This window comes from Streptomyces sp. NPDC048290, assembly GCF_040652095.1.
Lineage (GTDB): Bacteria > Actinomycetota > Actinomycetes > Streptomycetales > Streptomycetaceae > Streptomyces.
The window spans coordinates 282827-296045 of the sequence record NZ_JBEZLM010000006.1; the positions used below are offsets into that span (position 1 = coordinate 282827).

10 protein-coding genes are annotated in these 13219 nt (G+C 74.4%); 6 read left to right on the forward strand and 4 right to left on the reverse strand.

Features of this window, described 5'->3' with window-relative positions; all coding sequences use genetic code 11:
* Window positions 1-15 precede the first annotated feature (15 nt).
* Window positions 16-939, reverse strand: coding sequence for a TIGR03619 family F420-dependent LLM class oxidoreductase (locus AB0D49_RS12775; protein ID WP_362755328.1), 924 nt, complete (start codon window positions 937-939; stop codon window positions 16-18).
* Complete coding sequence (locus AB0D49_RS12780; RefSeq protein WP_362755331.1) at window positions 936-2165, reverse strand: amidohydrolase family protein; 1230 nt, start codon at window positions 2163-2165, stop codon at window positions 936-938. The genes AB0D49_RS12775 and AB0D49_RS12780 overlap by 4 nt, the downstream gene beginning before the upstream one ends.
* Window positions 2166-2509: 344 nt before the next feature.
* Between AB0D49_RS12780 and AB0D49_RS12785 the strand changes: the two genes are divergently transcribed.
* The 3 genes from AB0D49_RS12785 (at window position 2510) to AB0D49_RS12795 (ending at window position 6299) form a co-directional block, all read left to right on the forward strand.
* On the forward strand, window positions 2510-5539 hold the full coding sequence (locus AB0D49_RS12785; protein ID WP_362755333.1) for a BTAD domain-containing putative transcriptional regulator: 3030 nt from the start codon (window positions 2510-2512) through the stop codon (window positions 5537-5539).
* 215 nt (window positions 5540-5754) lie between these two features.
* Window positions 5755-5946: a hypothetical protein gene (locus tag AB0D49_RS12790; RefSeq protein ID WP_362755336.1), complete on the forward strand. Its 192-nt coding sequence runs from the start codon at window positions 5755-5757 to the stop codon at window positions 5944-5946.
* Window positions 5947-6170: 224 nt separating this feature from the next.
* Window positions 6171-6299, forward strand: coding sequence for a hypothetical protein (locus AB0D49_RS12795; protein WP_362755338.1), 129 nt, complete (start codon window positions 6171-6173; stop codon window positions 6297-6299).
* Window positions 6300-6631: 332 nt separating this feature from the next.
* Here AB0D49_RS12795 and AB0D49_RS12800 read toward each other — a convergent pair whose 3' ends face one another.
* The gene (locus AB0D49_RS12800; protein ID WP_362755340.1) at window positions 6632-8197 is read right to left on the reverse strand and encodes a FadD3 family acyl-CoA ligase; all 1566 of its coding nucleotides are present in this window, start codon (window positions 8195-8197) and stop codon (window positions 6632-6634) included.
* Window positions 8198-8290: 93 nt separating this feature from the next.
* Between AB0D49_RS12800 and AB0D49_RS12805 the strand changes: the two genes are divergently transcribed.
* Genes AB0D49_RS12805 through AB0D49_RS12815 form a run of 3 tightly spaced genes read left to right on the forward strand, consistent with a single transcriptional unit; the run spans window position 8291 to window position 10630 of the window.
* Entirely contained in the window at window positions 8291-9439 is a 1149-nt protein-coding gene (locus tag AB0D49_RS12805) for a lipid-transfer protein (protein WP_362755343.1), read from the forward strand.
* Between the two features lie 7 nt (window positions 9440-9446).
* Window positions 9447-9857, forward strand: a complete 411-nt coding sequence (locus tag AB0D49_RS12810; protein WP_362755345.1) for an OB-fold domain-containing protein — start codon at window positions 9447-9449, stop codon at window positions 9855-9857.
* Window positions 9854-10630 (forward strand): enoyl-CoA hydratase/isomerase family protein, encoded by a 777-nt coding sequence (locus AB0D49_RS12815; RefSeq protein WP_362755348.1) that lies wholly within the window; start codon window positions 9854-9856, stop codon window positions 10628-10630. Before AB0D49_RS12810 ends, AB0D49_RS12815 begins: the two co-directional genes overlap by 4 nt.
* A 225-nt stretch (window positions 10631-10855) precedes the next feature.
* On the opposite strand, the gene AB0D49_RS12820 is transcribed toward AB0D49_RS12815, so the two are convergent.
* Window positions 10856-13216 (reverse strand): serine/threonine-protein kinase, encoded by a 2361-nt coding sequence (locus tag AB0D49_RS12820; RefSeq protein WP_362755351.1) that lies wholly within the window; start codon window positions 13214-13216, stop codon window positions 10856-10858.
* Window positions 13217-13219 lie beyond the last annotated feature (3 nt).

Here is a 13219-nt window from a genome sequence, read left to right on the forward strand (position 1 = left end):
CGGTGCTCCCGTCGGTCAGTCGAGGTGCGGGGCGACCTCCGCCCCGAACGCGGTGATCTGGTCGATGAGTTCGGCCCGGTCCCGGCAGCGGAAGCGGACCTGGATCTGGTGCACGCCCATCGCCGGATAGGCGTTCAGGGACGCGGCGATGGACCGGGGGGCGCCGGTGAGCGTGCGGCGGCCCACATGCCAACCCGGAGTGCCCAGGTAGAGGGGCTCGGTGAGCGCGCCGACCGTGAGCGGGGCGGTGACGCCCGCCTCGGCGCGCAGCCGCAGCAGGGTCGCGATCCGCTCGGGCAACTGGTCGCGCGGGTCGCCCTGCGGCAGCCAGCCGTCGCCCTTGACGGCGGCCCGGCGCACGGCGGCGGGCGAGGAGCCGCCCACCCAGACGGGGATGTGCGGCTGCGCGGGGCGGGGGCGCTGGCCGAGCCCGGCGAAGTCGTACACCTTCCCGTGGTGCTCGGGGTACTCCTCGGGGCCGAGGGCCGCGCGCAGGGCGTCGATCACCTCGTCCAGGACGGCTCCGCGCCGCGCGAAGTCCTGGCCGAGCGCCTCGAACTCCTCACGGACATGTCCGGCGCCCACCCCGAGGATCAGCCGTCCCCCGGAGAGCTGGTCGACGGTGGCGTACTGCTTGGCGGTCGCCAGCGGATGGCGCAGACCGACCACGGCGACATGGCTGAGCAGCTTGATCCGGGTGGTGACGGCGGCGAGATGGGCGAGCGTGGCGACCGGGTCGTACCAGACGGTGCCCATGGCGTCCGCGAGACGGCGGGGGACGCCCACGTGGTCGCAGGTGGCGAGGTAGGCGAAGCCCGCCCGCTCGGCGGCGACCGCCACCGCCCGCAGATCCTCGGGCCCGGCGTCCGCCTCCCAGGGCTCGGCGTAGAGCGTGCTCTGCGACTGCACCGGGAGCTGGATGCCGTACGCGACGCTCACCGGACGCCGCCGGGCCAGCGTCCGTCGGGGGTGAGACCGAGCAGGTCGATGGCGTTGCCCCGGACGATCCGTTCCACGGTCGGGCCGTCCAGATGGCCCATCTGCGCCTCGCCGACCTCGCGGGACTTGGGCCAGGTGGAGTCGGAGTGCGGGTAGTCGGTCTCGTAGAGGACGTTGCCGACGCCGATCGCGTCCAGGTTGCGCAGTCCGAAGGCGTCGTCGAAGAAGCAGCCGTAGACATGCTCCGCGAAGAGTTCCGAGGGCGGCCGGGTGACCTTCCCGGCGACCCCGCCCCAGCCCCGGTTCTCCTCCCACACCACGTCCGCGCGTTCCAGGATGTACGGAATCCAGCCGATCTGGCCCTCCGCGTACATCACCTTGAGGTGCGGGAAGCGCTCGAACTTGCCGCTCATCAGCCAGTCGACCATCGAGAAGCAGCAGTTGGCGAAGGTGATGGTGGAGCCCACGGCGGGCGGGGCGTCGGCGGAGGTGGACGGCATCCGGCTGCTGGAGCCGATGTGCATGGCGATGACCGTGCCGGTCTCGTCGCAGGCGGCGAGGAACGGGTCCCAGTCGTCGGTGTGCACGGACGGCAGCCCCAGGTGCGGGGGTATCTCGGAGAAGGCGACGGCCCGCACCCCGCGCGCCGCGTTGCGCCGGACCTCGGCGGCGGCGAGTTCGGCGTCCCACAGCGGGATCAGGGTGAGCGGGATCAGCCGCCCGTCCGCCTGCGGGCCGCACCACTCCTCCACCATCCAGTCGTTGTACGCGCGCACGCACAGCAGCCCGAGGTCGCGGTCGGCGGCCTCGGTGAAGGTCTGGCCGCAGAAGCGCGGGAAGGTCGGGAAGCACAGCGCGGACTGGACGTGGTTGACGTCCATGTCGGCCAGCCGGGCGGGCACGTCGTAGGAGCCGGGGCGCATCTGCTCGTAGGTGATCACTTCGAGTTTGATCTCGTCGCGGTCGTAGCCGACGGCGGTGTCCAGGCGGGTGAGCGGGCGGTGCAGGTCCTCGTAGATCCACCAGTCGCCGATCGGGCCGTCGTCGCCGGGGGCGCCCATGACCGGCTTGAACCGGCCGCCCAGGAAGGACATGTCCTTCAGCGGGGCGCGGACCACGCGGGGGCCGGTCTCGGCGTACTTCTTGGGCAGTCGGTCCTGCCAGACGGTCGCGGGTTCGACGGTGTGGTCGTCGACGGAGATGATCCTCGGGAAGTCGCTGTCCATGAAGGGCACGGTAGCGCCGATCTGACGGACCGTCAGCTCCCCGGACCCGGCGGGATGCGGCGGACGGTGGGGGGCGGGAGTGAGGGGATGGTGGTGGGACCGCGGTGGGGCGGTGGTGGGACGGGGGCGCGACGGGGGCCGGGGTGTATCTGGATCAGGTGTCCGGGATCACATCTTTGAGGGCGGCGCCGCGCGGGAAGAGGGGCGAAGACGATGTGAGGGACCTGTGTTGTAGCGCGTGCCGGGTTGTGAGCGCCGTCTCGCACAGCTGACGCATTCGCCCCGCGCGAGGCAGACTGACGGGGGCTTCAGGATGTCTAGGGCAGGTCCTAGGGGGACGGACGATGGACGACGGGGGACCGCCGCGGGTGCCGGCACAGCGGCGTCCGGACGCGGGGGCCGCGGCGTACGGGGGCGGCACGGCGGCCGACGGTTCTCCGGCCGAGGGCCGGGACGGCGGCGGCACGGGCGGGACCGGACACGCGCCGGGGCTGCGCTTCGGGGTGCTCGGACCGGTGCGGGCCTGGCGCGGCGGGGAACCCCTGCCCACCGGGTCCCCGCAGCAGCGCGCCCTGCTCGCGGCCCTGCTGCTGCGTGAGGGCCGCACCGCCACCGCCGCCGAACTGATCGACGCGCTGTGGGGCGAGGAACCGCCGTCGCAGGCGCTCGCCGCGGTGCGCACCTACGCCTCCCGGCTGCGCAAGGTGCTCGACGCGGGCGTCCTGGTCAGCGAGTCCGGTGGATACGCGCTCCGGCCGCCCGGCGGCGCCCTCGATCTGGCACACGCCCAGGACCTCGCCGCCGGGGCGGAGAAGGCGCGCGGCGCGGGCGACCTGTGCCGCGCCCGGGAGACGCTCGGCCGGGCGCTGGCGCTGTGGGACGGCGAACCGCTGGCCGGAGTGCCCGGCCCGTACGCCGAGGCGCAGCGGGTCCGGCTGGAGGAATGGCGGCTGCAACTCCTCGAAACCCGCCTCGACATGGACCTGGAGCAGGGCTGCCACGCCGAGGCGGTGTCCGAGCTGACCGCGCTGACCGCCGCCCAGCCGCTGCGCGAACGCCCCCGCGAACTGCTGATGCTGGCCCTGTACCGCAGCGGCCGGCAGGCCGAGGCGCTCGCCGTGTACGCCGACACCCGGCGGCTGCTGCGCGAGGAACTCGGCGTCGACCCCCGGGCCGGACTGCGTGACCTCCAGGAGCGCATCCTGCGCGCCGACCCGGCCCTCGCGGAGCCCGCCGCGCCCGCCGCCTCCCCGGCGATGGCGACCGTGCGCCCCGCCCAGCTCCCCGCCACGGTCCCGGACTTCACCGGGCGGACCGGATTCGTGGACGAGCTGAGCGAGGTGCTGCGCCAGGCCGAGGGCCGGGTGATGGCGCTCTCCGCGGTCGCCGGGATCGGCGGCGTCGGCAAGACCACCCTCGCGGTGCATGTGGCCCACCGCGCGCGGGCCGCCTTCCCCGACGGCCAGCTCTACGTCGACCTCCAGGGCACCGGCCCGCGCTGCGCCGAACCGGAGGCGGTACTCGGCGCGTTCCTGCGCGCGCTGGGCACGGCGGACGCGGCGATACCGGACACCCTCCAGGAGCGCGCCGCGCTGTACCGCTCGCTGCTGGACGGGCGCCGGGTGCTGGTCCTGCTGGACAACGCGCGCGACGCCGCCCAGGTCAGACCGCTGCTGCCGGGCACCGAGGGCTGCGCGGCGCTGGTCACCTCCCGGATCCGGATGGTGGACCTGGCGGGCGCGCACCTGGTGGACCTGGATGTGATGTCCCCGGACGAGGCGCTGGCGCTGTTCACGAAGATCGTCGGTGCGGAGCGGGTGCGCGCGGAGCGGGAGGCTGCCCTCGACGTGGTCGCCGCCTGCGGGTTCCTGCCGCTGGCCATCCGGATCGCCGCGTCCCGGCTCGCCGCCCGCCGCACCTGGACGGTGTCGGTGCTGGCCGCCAAGCTCGCCGACGAACGCCGCAGACTGGACGAGTTGCAGGCCGGTGACCTGGCGGTGGCGGCCACCTTCGAACTCGGCTACGGCCAGCTCGAACCCGCCCAGGCCCGCGCCTTCCGGCTGCTCGGCCTCGCCGACGGCCCCGACATCTCGCTGGCCGCCGCGGCGGCGATGCTGAACCTGCCCGCCGGGGAGACGGAAGACCTGCTGGAGTCCCTGGTGGACACCTCCCTGCTGGAGTCCGCCGCCCCCGGCCGCTACCGCTTCCACGACCTGGTCCGGCTCTACGCCCGCGCCTGCGCGGAGCGCGACGAACAGCCCCCGGCCGAACGTGAGGCAGCGCTCTCCCGGCTGCTGGACTTCTATCTCGCCACCGCCGCCCGGGTGTACGCCATCGAGCGGCCCGGCGACCGGCTGGTCGACCACCTCGAACCCACCGACCACCAGGGCCTGCGCTTCGAGTCCGGCGCGGCTGCCCTCGACTGGCTCTACGCCGAGGGCGAGTGCCTGCTCGCCTGTGTCCGCCAGTCGGTCGCCGGTGCCCGGCTGCGGCGCGCGGTCGATCTGCTGTGGGCGGCCAAGGACCTCACCGAGTCGGGCGCCAACGCCCGCCAGTACGAGGCGACGGCCGTCGCCGCCTGCGAGGCCGCGCGGGGCGCCGGGGACGTCCGCGCCGAGGGCCGGGCCCGCACCACGCTCACCAACGCGCTGCTGGTCGCGGGGCGTATCCAGCAGGCCGCCGAGGAGGCCCGGGTCGCCATGGAGCGGGCGGAGCGGGCGGACGACCTCGCCGCGGTCAGCTGGGCGGCCAACGACCGCGGGCTGATCGCCCTGCACCAGCACCGCTACCAGGACGGCGAACTGCTCTTCGAGCGGGCCATCCGCGGCTACAGCGAGGCGGGCAACCGGGCCGGTGAGGCCACGACCCTGTTCAACCTGTCCCGGGCCCATCTGTCGATGGGGGACATCACCAAGGCCGTGGAGATCGCCCAGTACGGGCTGGCCCTGCTGGCGGAGCTGGGCCGGACCATGCGGCTCGCCAACGGGCACTACGCGCTGGGGATGGCCCTCACCAAGGCGGGCCGCCCGGCCGACGCGCTGGGCCAGTTCGGGGACGCCCTGACCGTCTTCGTCCACCACCGCCAGCGGCTGTGGGAGGGCACGACCCACTTCCGGATCGCGGAGGCGCACATCGCCGCCCGCCGCCCGGCCCAGGCCGCCCAGCACGCCGAACAGTCCCTGGCGATCGGCTGCATCGGCGGCGACCGGATGCGCGGCCATGTCCTGACCCTCCTCGGGCGGGCCCTCGCGGCGCTCGGCCAACTGGACCGGGCCCAGGTCTGCTGGCGTGAGGCGCTGCGGCTGTTCGAGGAGAACGGAGCCGTCGAGGCCGCCGAGGTGCGCGCCCTGCTGACCCCGGCCGCGGCGGCCTGAGCAGGGCTTGTTCCCGGCCGCGCGGGACGTTCAGCGTTCGTTTATCGCCATCCGACATCCTCGTATCAGTCAGGCCGTCGCGTCGGGGGGCAAACGGCCTGATGGGGAGCTGCGTGGGTAGTGTGCGGCTCCGGGCGTCCGTCCGGCGGTCCATCGGGGGAATCGCCGGGCGGGCGTTCGTCACGACCCCCTCGTTCTTGCAGAGGAGTACAACGATGAGCGAGCAGCAGGCCATACCCACCAAGCCGTTGGACAACCAGCTTCCCGTCCCGCCCGCGGGGGACGACACCATCGTCACCAAGGACAACCAGATGCCGTCGCCGCCCAAGGGCGACGGGCCGCTGGACACCAAGGACAACCAGATGCCGCTTCCGCCGGCGCTCGACCTGACCCGCGACGGCAAGTAGCGGCCCGGGGGCACGGGACCACCACCCCGACGGGGACGGCCGCGGCGGCAGGGAGGGGGCGCCGCCGCGGCCGGGGTCCGCTCCGGTCGTCCGGCCGGGACCGGGCGTTGTCAAGAACTGCGTCCCGGCCGAATCATGGCGCGACCGCCACGTGTCACCACGAGCGCCCGCCCCGCCGCACTAGCGTCGACCCCGTCCGCATCCTCTTCTCCCAAGGAGCCGCAGTGACCCGCGCCAAGAAGATCCTCGCCACGCTCGTCCTGGTGCTGGGTGTCAGCGCCGTCGCCGCGGCCCCGGCCCTCGCGGACAACAGCATGCCGACACCGCCGCGGCACGGCGCCGCACACCGGTAGCCGGCCGAGCGGGCACCGGAACGGGCACATGAGCGGGCACATGAGCGGACGGGGCCGAACCCGGGATCGGCCCCGTTCTCGCGCGCGCCCTTGCGGGCGCCGACTTGGCGACCACCGTTTCCGTTCTCGGCTGCCGCGCCCCGCGCGCCAGGGACCGTCCACGGCGGCCACGTTCCGCGCCAGGTGGCCGGGGGCCGCGCCGCGCGCGAGCGGACGTCGGTCGGGCGGCCGACGCGCAGGAGGGCCGGGGCGTCCGCGCACCGCGCGAGGGACCGACGAAGCTGATCGCGGCCCCGGCGCGCGTACGGCCCTGTCGCGCCCCCGGGGGAACGTCACCCCCGCAGCCGCGCCTTCAGCACCTTCCCGCTCGCGTTGCGCGGCAGTTCGCCCATGAACTCCACCGCCCGCGGCACCTTGTAGTTCGCCATCTCCCGCCGCGCCCAGGCGATCAGGTCCTCCGCCGTGACCAGCGCGCCCGGTCTGCGCACCACGAACGCCTTGCCGACCTCGCCGAGCCGGGCGTCCGGCATCCCCACCACCGCCACATCGGCCACCTCCGGGTGCAGCCCGAGGATCCGCTCGATCTCCGCCGGGTAGGCGTTGAAGCCGCCGACGATGAACATGTCCTTGAGCCGGTCGGTGATCCGCAGCCGCCCGGCCGCGTCCAGCACGCCCACATCCCCGGTGCGCAGCCAGCCGTCCGGGCCGAGCACCTCGGCGGTGGCCGCCGGGTCCCGGTAGTAGCCGCGCATGACGTGGAAGCCGCGGACCAGGATCTCGCCGGGCTCGCCGGGCGGGGCCTCGACCCTGACCTCGGTGCCGGGGATGGCCCGGCCGCTGGTGGCGGCGACGGCCTCCGGATCGTCGCCCCGGCGGCACATGGTGACGATGCCGCTCGCCTCGGACAGCCCGTACGCGGTCAGCACGGTCTCCACGCCGAGTTCGCCGCGCAGCCGCTCCACCAGCCGCAGCGGGACGACGGCCGCGCCGGTCACCACCAGCCGCAGCGCGGACAGGTCGTGGGCGTCCCGGGCGGGGTGGTCCAGCAGCGACTGGAGGAGGGTGGGCGGGCCGGGCAGGACGGAGACCCGTTCCTCGCCGATGTTCGCCAGTGCCGTACCGGCGTTGAAGACCGGCTGCGGGATCATCGTCGCCCCGCGCATCAGACAGGCCAGGACGCCCGCCTTGTAGCCGAAGGTGTGGAAGAAGGGGTTGACGATCAGATAGCGGTCGCCGTGGCGCAGGCCCGCCAGTTCGGCCCAGATGTCGTAGGCGCGCAGGCTCTGGGCGTGGGTGATGACCGCGCCCTTGGGGCGGCCGGTGGTGCCGGAGGTGAAGACGATGTCGGAGGGGGCCGAGGGGTCGAGGGCGGCGGCGCGGGCCGCGACCGCCCCGGCGTCCACGCTGTCGCCGCCCGCGAGGAACTCCTTCCAGGTGTGGAAGTCGGCGGGCGCGTCGTCGGAGAGCACCACCACCCGCTCCAGGTCCGGCAGCCCCGGCCCGGCGGCCAGCGCCCGGCGCAGCGAGGCCACGTAGGAGGTGCCGAGGAAGGTGCCGGTGACGAAGAGCAGCCGGGCTCCGCTGCGGCGCAGTACGTCCGCCGCCTCACCGCCCTTGAAGCGGGTGTTCAGCGGCACCAGCACCGCCCCGGCGGACACCGCGCCCAGCGCCGCGGTGATCCACTCCAGGCTGTTGGGCGCCCAGATGCCCACCCGGTCGCCGGGCTCGATCCCGTGCGCGACGCAGGCCGCCGCGGAACGCTCGACGCGGGCCCCGAGTTCGGCGTAGGTGACCCGGGTCCGCCCGTCCACCACCGCCTCGGTACCGGCGTACCGTCCGGCCGCGTCCCGGACGAGCCCGGCGACGGTCCCCCACTGCGCCACATCCCCACCCTGCACGGCAGCCTCCCCGAACCACTAGCTGACTACCCGTCAGATTAGCGATAACCTGACGAACTGTCAGCCACCTGGTCGCCGCCCGGAGGTACGCACATGGCCGGACTCAAGGACGCCACCGCGATCGTCGGCATCGGCAGCACGCCTTTCGCCAAACGCCTCCCGGAGGACGAACGGACCCTCGCCTGCCGGGCCGTGCTCGCCGCGCTGGACGACGCCGGGATCGACCCCGGCGAGGTCGACGCGCTCGCCTCGTACACCATGGAGGAGACCGACGAGGTGGAGCTGGCCAAGGCCGTCGGCCTCGGCGACCTCACCTGGTTCTCCCGCACCGGCTACGGCGGCGGCGGTTCCTGCGCCACCGTCGCCCAGCTCGCCGCCGCCATCGCCGCCGGACAGGCGAGCGTGGGTGTGGCCTGGCGGTCCCGTAAACGCGGCAGCGGCCCCCGCCCCTGGACCGACACCACCCGCCAACTCCCCACGCCCGCCCAGTGGACCCGCCCCTACGGACTGCTCCGCCCGGTCGACGAGATAGCCATGCTGGCCCGCCGCCACATGCACGAGTACGGCACCACCCGCGACCACCTCTTCAATGTCGCCCTCGCCTGCCGCAACCGCGCCAACCAGAACCCGGCCGCCCTGATGTACGACCGCCCGCTGACCCGCGAGATGTACATGACCTCCCGCTGGATCAGCGAACCGCTCTGCCTCTACGACAACTGCCTGGAGACCGACGGGGCGCTGGCCTGCGTGATCGTCGGCGCCGGACGCGCCCGCGACTGCCGCCAGGCCCCCGTCTACGTCCACTCCGCCGCCCAGGGCCTGCCCGCCCAGCACCACGGCATGGTCAACTACTGGAACGACGACCCGCTGACCGGCCCCGCCTGGAGCGCCGCCCGCCATCTGTGGAAGCACAGCGACCTCACCCCCGAGGACGTCGACGTCGCCCAGATCTACGACGCGTTCACCGCGCTGATCCCGCTCTCCCTGGAGGGCTACGGCTTCTGCGGACGCGGCGAGGGCGGCGCGTTCACCGAGGGCGGCGCCCTGGAGATCGGCGGCCGGCTCCCCCTGAACACCAGCGGCGGCGGCCTCAGCGAGGCGTACGTCCATGGCTTCAACCTGATCACCGAGGGCGTACGGCAGTTGCGCGGCACCAGCACCGCCCAGGTGCCCGGCGCCGCCACCTGTCTCGTCACCGCCGGGGAGGGCGTCCCCACCTCGGCCCTGCTGCTGAGGAGCTGACCCCGCCATGCTGCACCCGGTCACCGACACCGACGGCGCCCCCTTCTGGGAGTACGCCGCCCGGGGCGAACTCCGCGTCCAGGGCTGCGCCGACTGCGGCGAACTCCGCTTCCCGCCCCGCCCCTGCTGCCCGCACTGCCAGTCCTTCGCCACCGACTGGCGCCTGATGTCGGGCCACGGCCGCGTCTGGTCCTACGCCGTCCCGCACCCCCCGCTGCTGCCCGACTACGCCGCACTCGCCCCCTACAACGTGATCCTGGTCGAACTCGCCGACGCCCCCCGTATCCGCCTGGTCGGCAACCTGGTCGCCGACCCCGACGCGGCCCTCGACTCCGTACCGCCGGACCGGGTACGGATCGGCGCGAAGGTGCGCGCGGTGTTCTCCGCCGACGGACTGCCGCGCTGGGTGAGCGGATGAGCGTGGACGTGACGGCCGACCCGGACACCGGGGTCGCCGTCGTCACCCTGGACCGCCCGCACCGCCTGAACGCCCTGGACCGCCGGACGGTCGCCGAACTGACCACCGCCTGGCGGGAGTTCCGGTACGACGACACCGTACGGGCGATCGTCCTCACCGGCGCCGGGGAGCGCGCCTTCTGCACCGGCGTCGACCGCGACGACACCGGCGGCCCGCAGCCCGGATCGCCGTACATGATGGACGACCCGCTGCTCACCGTCGGGCCGAAGGCCAACGACCTGTGGAAGCCGGTGATCGCCGCCGTCCGGGGGATGGCCTGCGGCGGCGCCTTCTATCTGCTGGGCGAGGCGGACTTCGTGATCGCCGACGAGACCGCGGAGTTCTTCGACCCGCACACCACCTACGGCATGGTCTGCGCGTACGAGGCGCTGTATCTGGCGCAGCGGATGCCGGTCGGCGAGGTGGCCCGGCTGGCGCTGATGGGCGGCGCCGAACGGATCGGGGCGCACCGGGCGTACCAGACGGGGCTGGTGTCGGAGGTGACCGCGCCCGGCGGGGCGCTGGCGGCGGCGGTCGGCTGCGCGGAGGTGATCGCCGGGTACCCGGAGACGGCCGTGCAGGGCACGGTCCGGGCGCTGTGGGCGGCCCGGGAGGCGGCACTGGCGGGGGCGCTGGCCCAGGCACCGCAGTTCATCGCGCTGGGGAACCTCCCGGCCGACCGGCAGACGGAGCTGTTCACCGGACGGCGGCCCGGCGGGTTCCGGGTGAGGTGAGGCGACCCACACGGCTGACCCACACGGCTGACCCGTACGGCTGACCCGAACGGCTCAGCCGTGGGTGACGAGTACACGCCCCCGGGCGGAGTCGCGCGCACCGGCCGCACATGCGGTGGGTCCGGACCGGGCGTAGCGTCGGCCCTGGGGCGGTGCGCCGCCCCGTCCATGACGGCCGCCGTCCGGCACCCCTTCCGCGCCGGTGCGACGGCCGTCCCGCGGGCGTTACGCCGTACGGGCCGTGCCCGTGCCCTTCTCCGCGTCCAGCGCGTACACACAGCGGTCCTTGCTGCACGCGTACACGATGCCGTCCCGCACCACCGGGGAGCCGGTGATCTCGCCGCCGGTGGCGAGCTTCCAGCGCAGCCGTCCGTCATCCGCCTTGAGGGTGTAGAGCAGCCGGTCGACGGAGCCGAAGTGGATCCGGCCCTCCGCGACCGAGGGGGCGCCGACGATGTCGCCGCCCGCCTGGAACCGCCACTTGGGCGTGCCGGTGACCGCGTCCAGCGTGTAGAGACCGGTGCCGCTGCCGACGTGCACATGGCCACCGGCCACCAGGACCGGTTCGGTCGAGGCGCGGGACTCGGTGGCGATCCGCCAGCGGTCGCGGCCGTCGGCGCCGTCCAGCGCGTACACCGTGCCGAGGTAGTCGGCGAGGTAGACCCCGCCGCCGGTGACGGCCGGGCCCGGGGCGAAGGCGGGCGGCGAGAGGAACACGGCGGGCGCCTCGAAGTGCCACTTCACATGGCCCCCGGCCACATCGATGGCGAGGACCCGGGTCCCGGCGGAGAGATACACGAACCCGTCGTCCGCCCGGGTGATCCGGACCGGCACGCCACCGCAGGAGGCCGCGTCGCCGATGGGGTACGACCAGCGCTCGTCGCCGGTCCGGGCGTCCAGGGCGCGCAGCCGGGCGTCCTGCCAGACATAGGCGGTGCCGTCGTACAGGGCGGGTCCGGCCTCCGGGGACTCGAAGTCGCTCTGGGCGCCGCTCAGCTCCCACAGCTTGTGGCCGGTCGCCGCCTCCCACGCCTGGACGCCGCCGCCCCGGGTGCCGGTCAGGACGGTGCCCCGGTCGGCCTTCAGGGAGTACACCCAGCCCTCGGTCTGGAGCCGCCACAGATCGGTGCCGCCACGGGCGTCGAGGGCGAACAGGGTGGGCCCGTCGGAGGCGTGCACCCGGCCCTCGGAGACCGCCATGGACCAGGCCACGTCCCGGGTCTTGAAGCGCCGCCGCCCGGTCGCCACGTCCAGCGCGTGCACCTCGAAGGAGGTGACGTACACCAGGTCGCCGTCGACGGTCGGGGTGCCCCAGACGTCGTTGGACATCCGGAACCGCCAGGGCCGCCAGCCGGTGGTGGCGGGGTCGGCGGAGGGCACGGCGGGGGCGGTGGCGGGGGCGGGCTGGGCGCCGTTGGCGGCGGGGCGGGCCCAGGAGGCGACCAGTCCGGCCGAGGGGTGCGGCGCCTGGACGGCGGCGGCGCGGGCGTCGGCGACGCGGGGGCCCGGCCCGATCGCCACGGGGGCGCCGGCCAGCCGGACCGGGGCGGTGTCGGGGGCGGCGGCCGGACCGGGCACCGGGGCGTGTCCCGGGGGGTGGGCGGGGACCGCGGGGGCGTGGGCGGGCGGGGGCGGTACCGGGGGGCGGCCCCCGGCGCTGCGTCCGGTGTGCGGGGCGGGCCGCGGGGGACGGCCGCCGCGGCGGGACTCGATCAGCGAGACCGCCTTCTCGGGCAGCCAGGCGGACGCCGTACCGCTGTCGTCGGTGCCGGAGCCGAAGAGATGCGGGGCGAGCTGGGACTGGAGGTCGGCCGGGCTGGGGCGGGCGGTGGCCTCCATCCGCATGAGCGCCTCGATCAGCGGGCGCAGCTCCTCGGGCAGACCCTCCAGGTCGGGTCCCTCGCGCAGCAGCATGAAGACCGTCTCGACCGGGTTGGCGCCATGGAACGGCGGATGTCCGGTGGCGGCGAAGACGAGCGTGGAGCCGAGCGAGAACACATCGCTGGCGCCGGTCACCGACCGGGAGTCCTTGGCCTGCTCGGGAGACATGTAGGCGGGGGTGCCGACGGCGACGTTCGTCATGGTCAGCCGGGTGTTGGAGACACCGGAGGCGATCCCGAAGTCGATGACCCGGGGCCCGTCCTCCACGACCAGCACATTGGACGGCTTGAGATCCCGGTGGACCAGTCCGGCGCCATGGATCGACTGGAGCGCCTCGGCGACCCCGGCGGCCAGCCAGCGCACCGCCTGCGCGGGCATCGGCCCGCAGTCGTTCACTATCTCTTCCAGGGACGGGGCGGGCACGTACGCGGTCGCCAGCCACGGCACGGCGGCCCGGGGATCGGCGTCGACCACGGCGGCCGTGTAGAAGCCGGACACCGCGCGGGCCGCCTCGACCTCCCGGGTGAACCGGACCCGGAACAGCTGGTCCTCGGCGAGTTCGGTGCGCACGGTCTTGATCGCCACCCGGCGTCCGGACGCCGAGCGCGCCAGATAGACCAGCCCCATGCCGCCCGCGCCCAGCCGTCCCAGCACCTCGAACGGACCGATCCGCCGCGGATCGTGCTGCGTCAGCTGATCCACCACTGT

What these genes read in the sequence shown, in the direction of transcription:
- AB0D49_RS12780 (WP_362755331.1), bottom strand. Translation starts at nt 2,165, where the DNA reads ATGGACAGCGACTTCCCGAGGATCATCTCCGTCGACGACCACACCGTC.
- AB0D49_RS12785 (WP_362755333.1), top strand. Translation starts at nt 2,510, where the DNA reads ATGGACGACGGGGGACCGCCGCGGGTGCCGGCACAGCGGCGTCCGGAC.
- AB0D49_RS12790 (WP_362755336.1), top strand. Translation starts at nt 5,755, where the DNA reads ATGAGCGAGCAGCAGGCCATACCCACCAAGCCGTTGGACAACCAGCTT.
- AB0D49_RS12805 (WP_362755343.1), top strand. Translation starts at nt 8,291, where the DNA reads ATGGCCGGACTCAAGGACGCCACCGCGATCGTCGGCATCGGCAGCACG.
- AB0D49_RS12810 (WP_362755345.1), top strand. Translation starts at nt 9,447, where the DNA reads ATGCTGCACCCGGTCACCGACACCGACGGCGCCCCCTTCTGGGAGTAC.
- AB0D49_RS12815 (WP_362755348.1), top strand. Translation starts at nt 9,854, where the DNA reads ATGAGCGTGGACGTGACGGCCGACCCGGACACCGGGGTCGCCGTCGTC.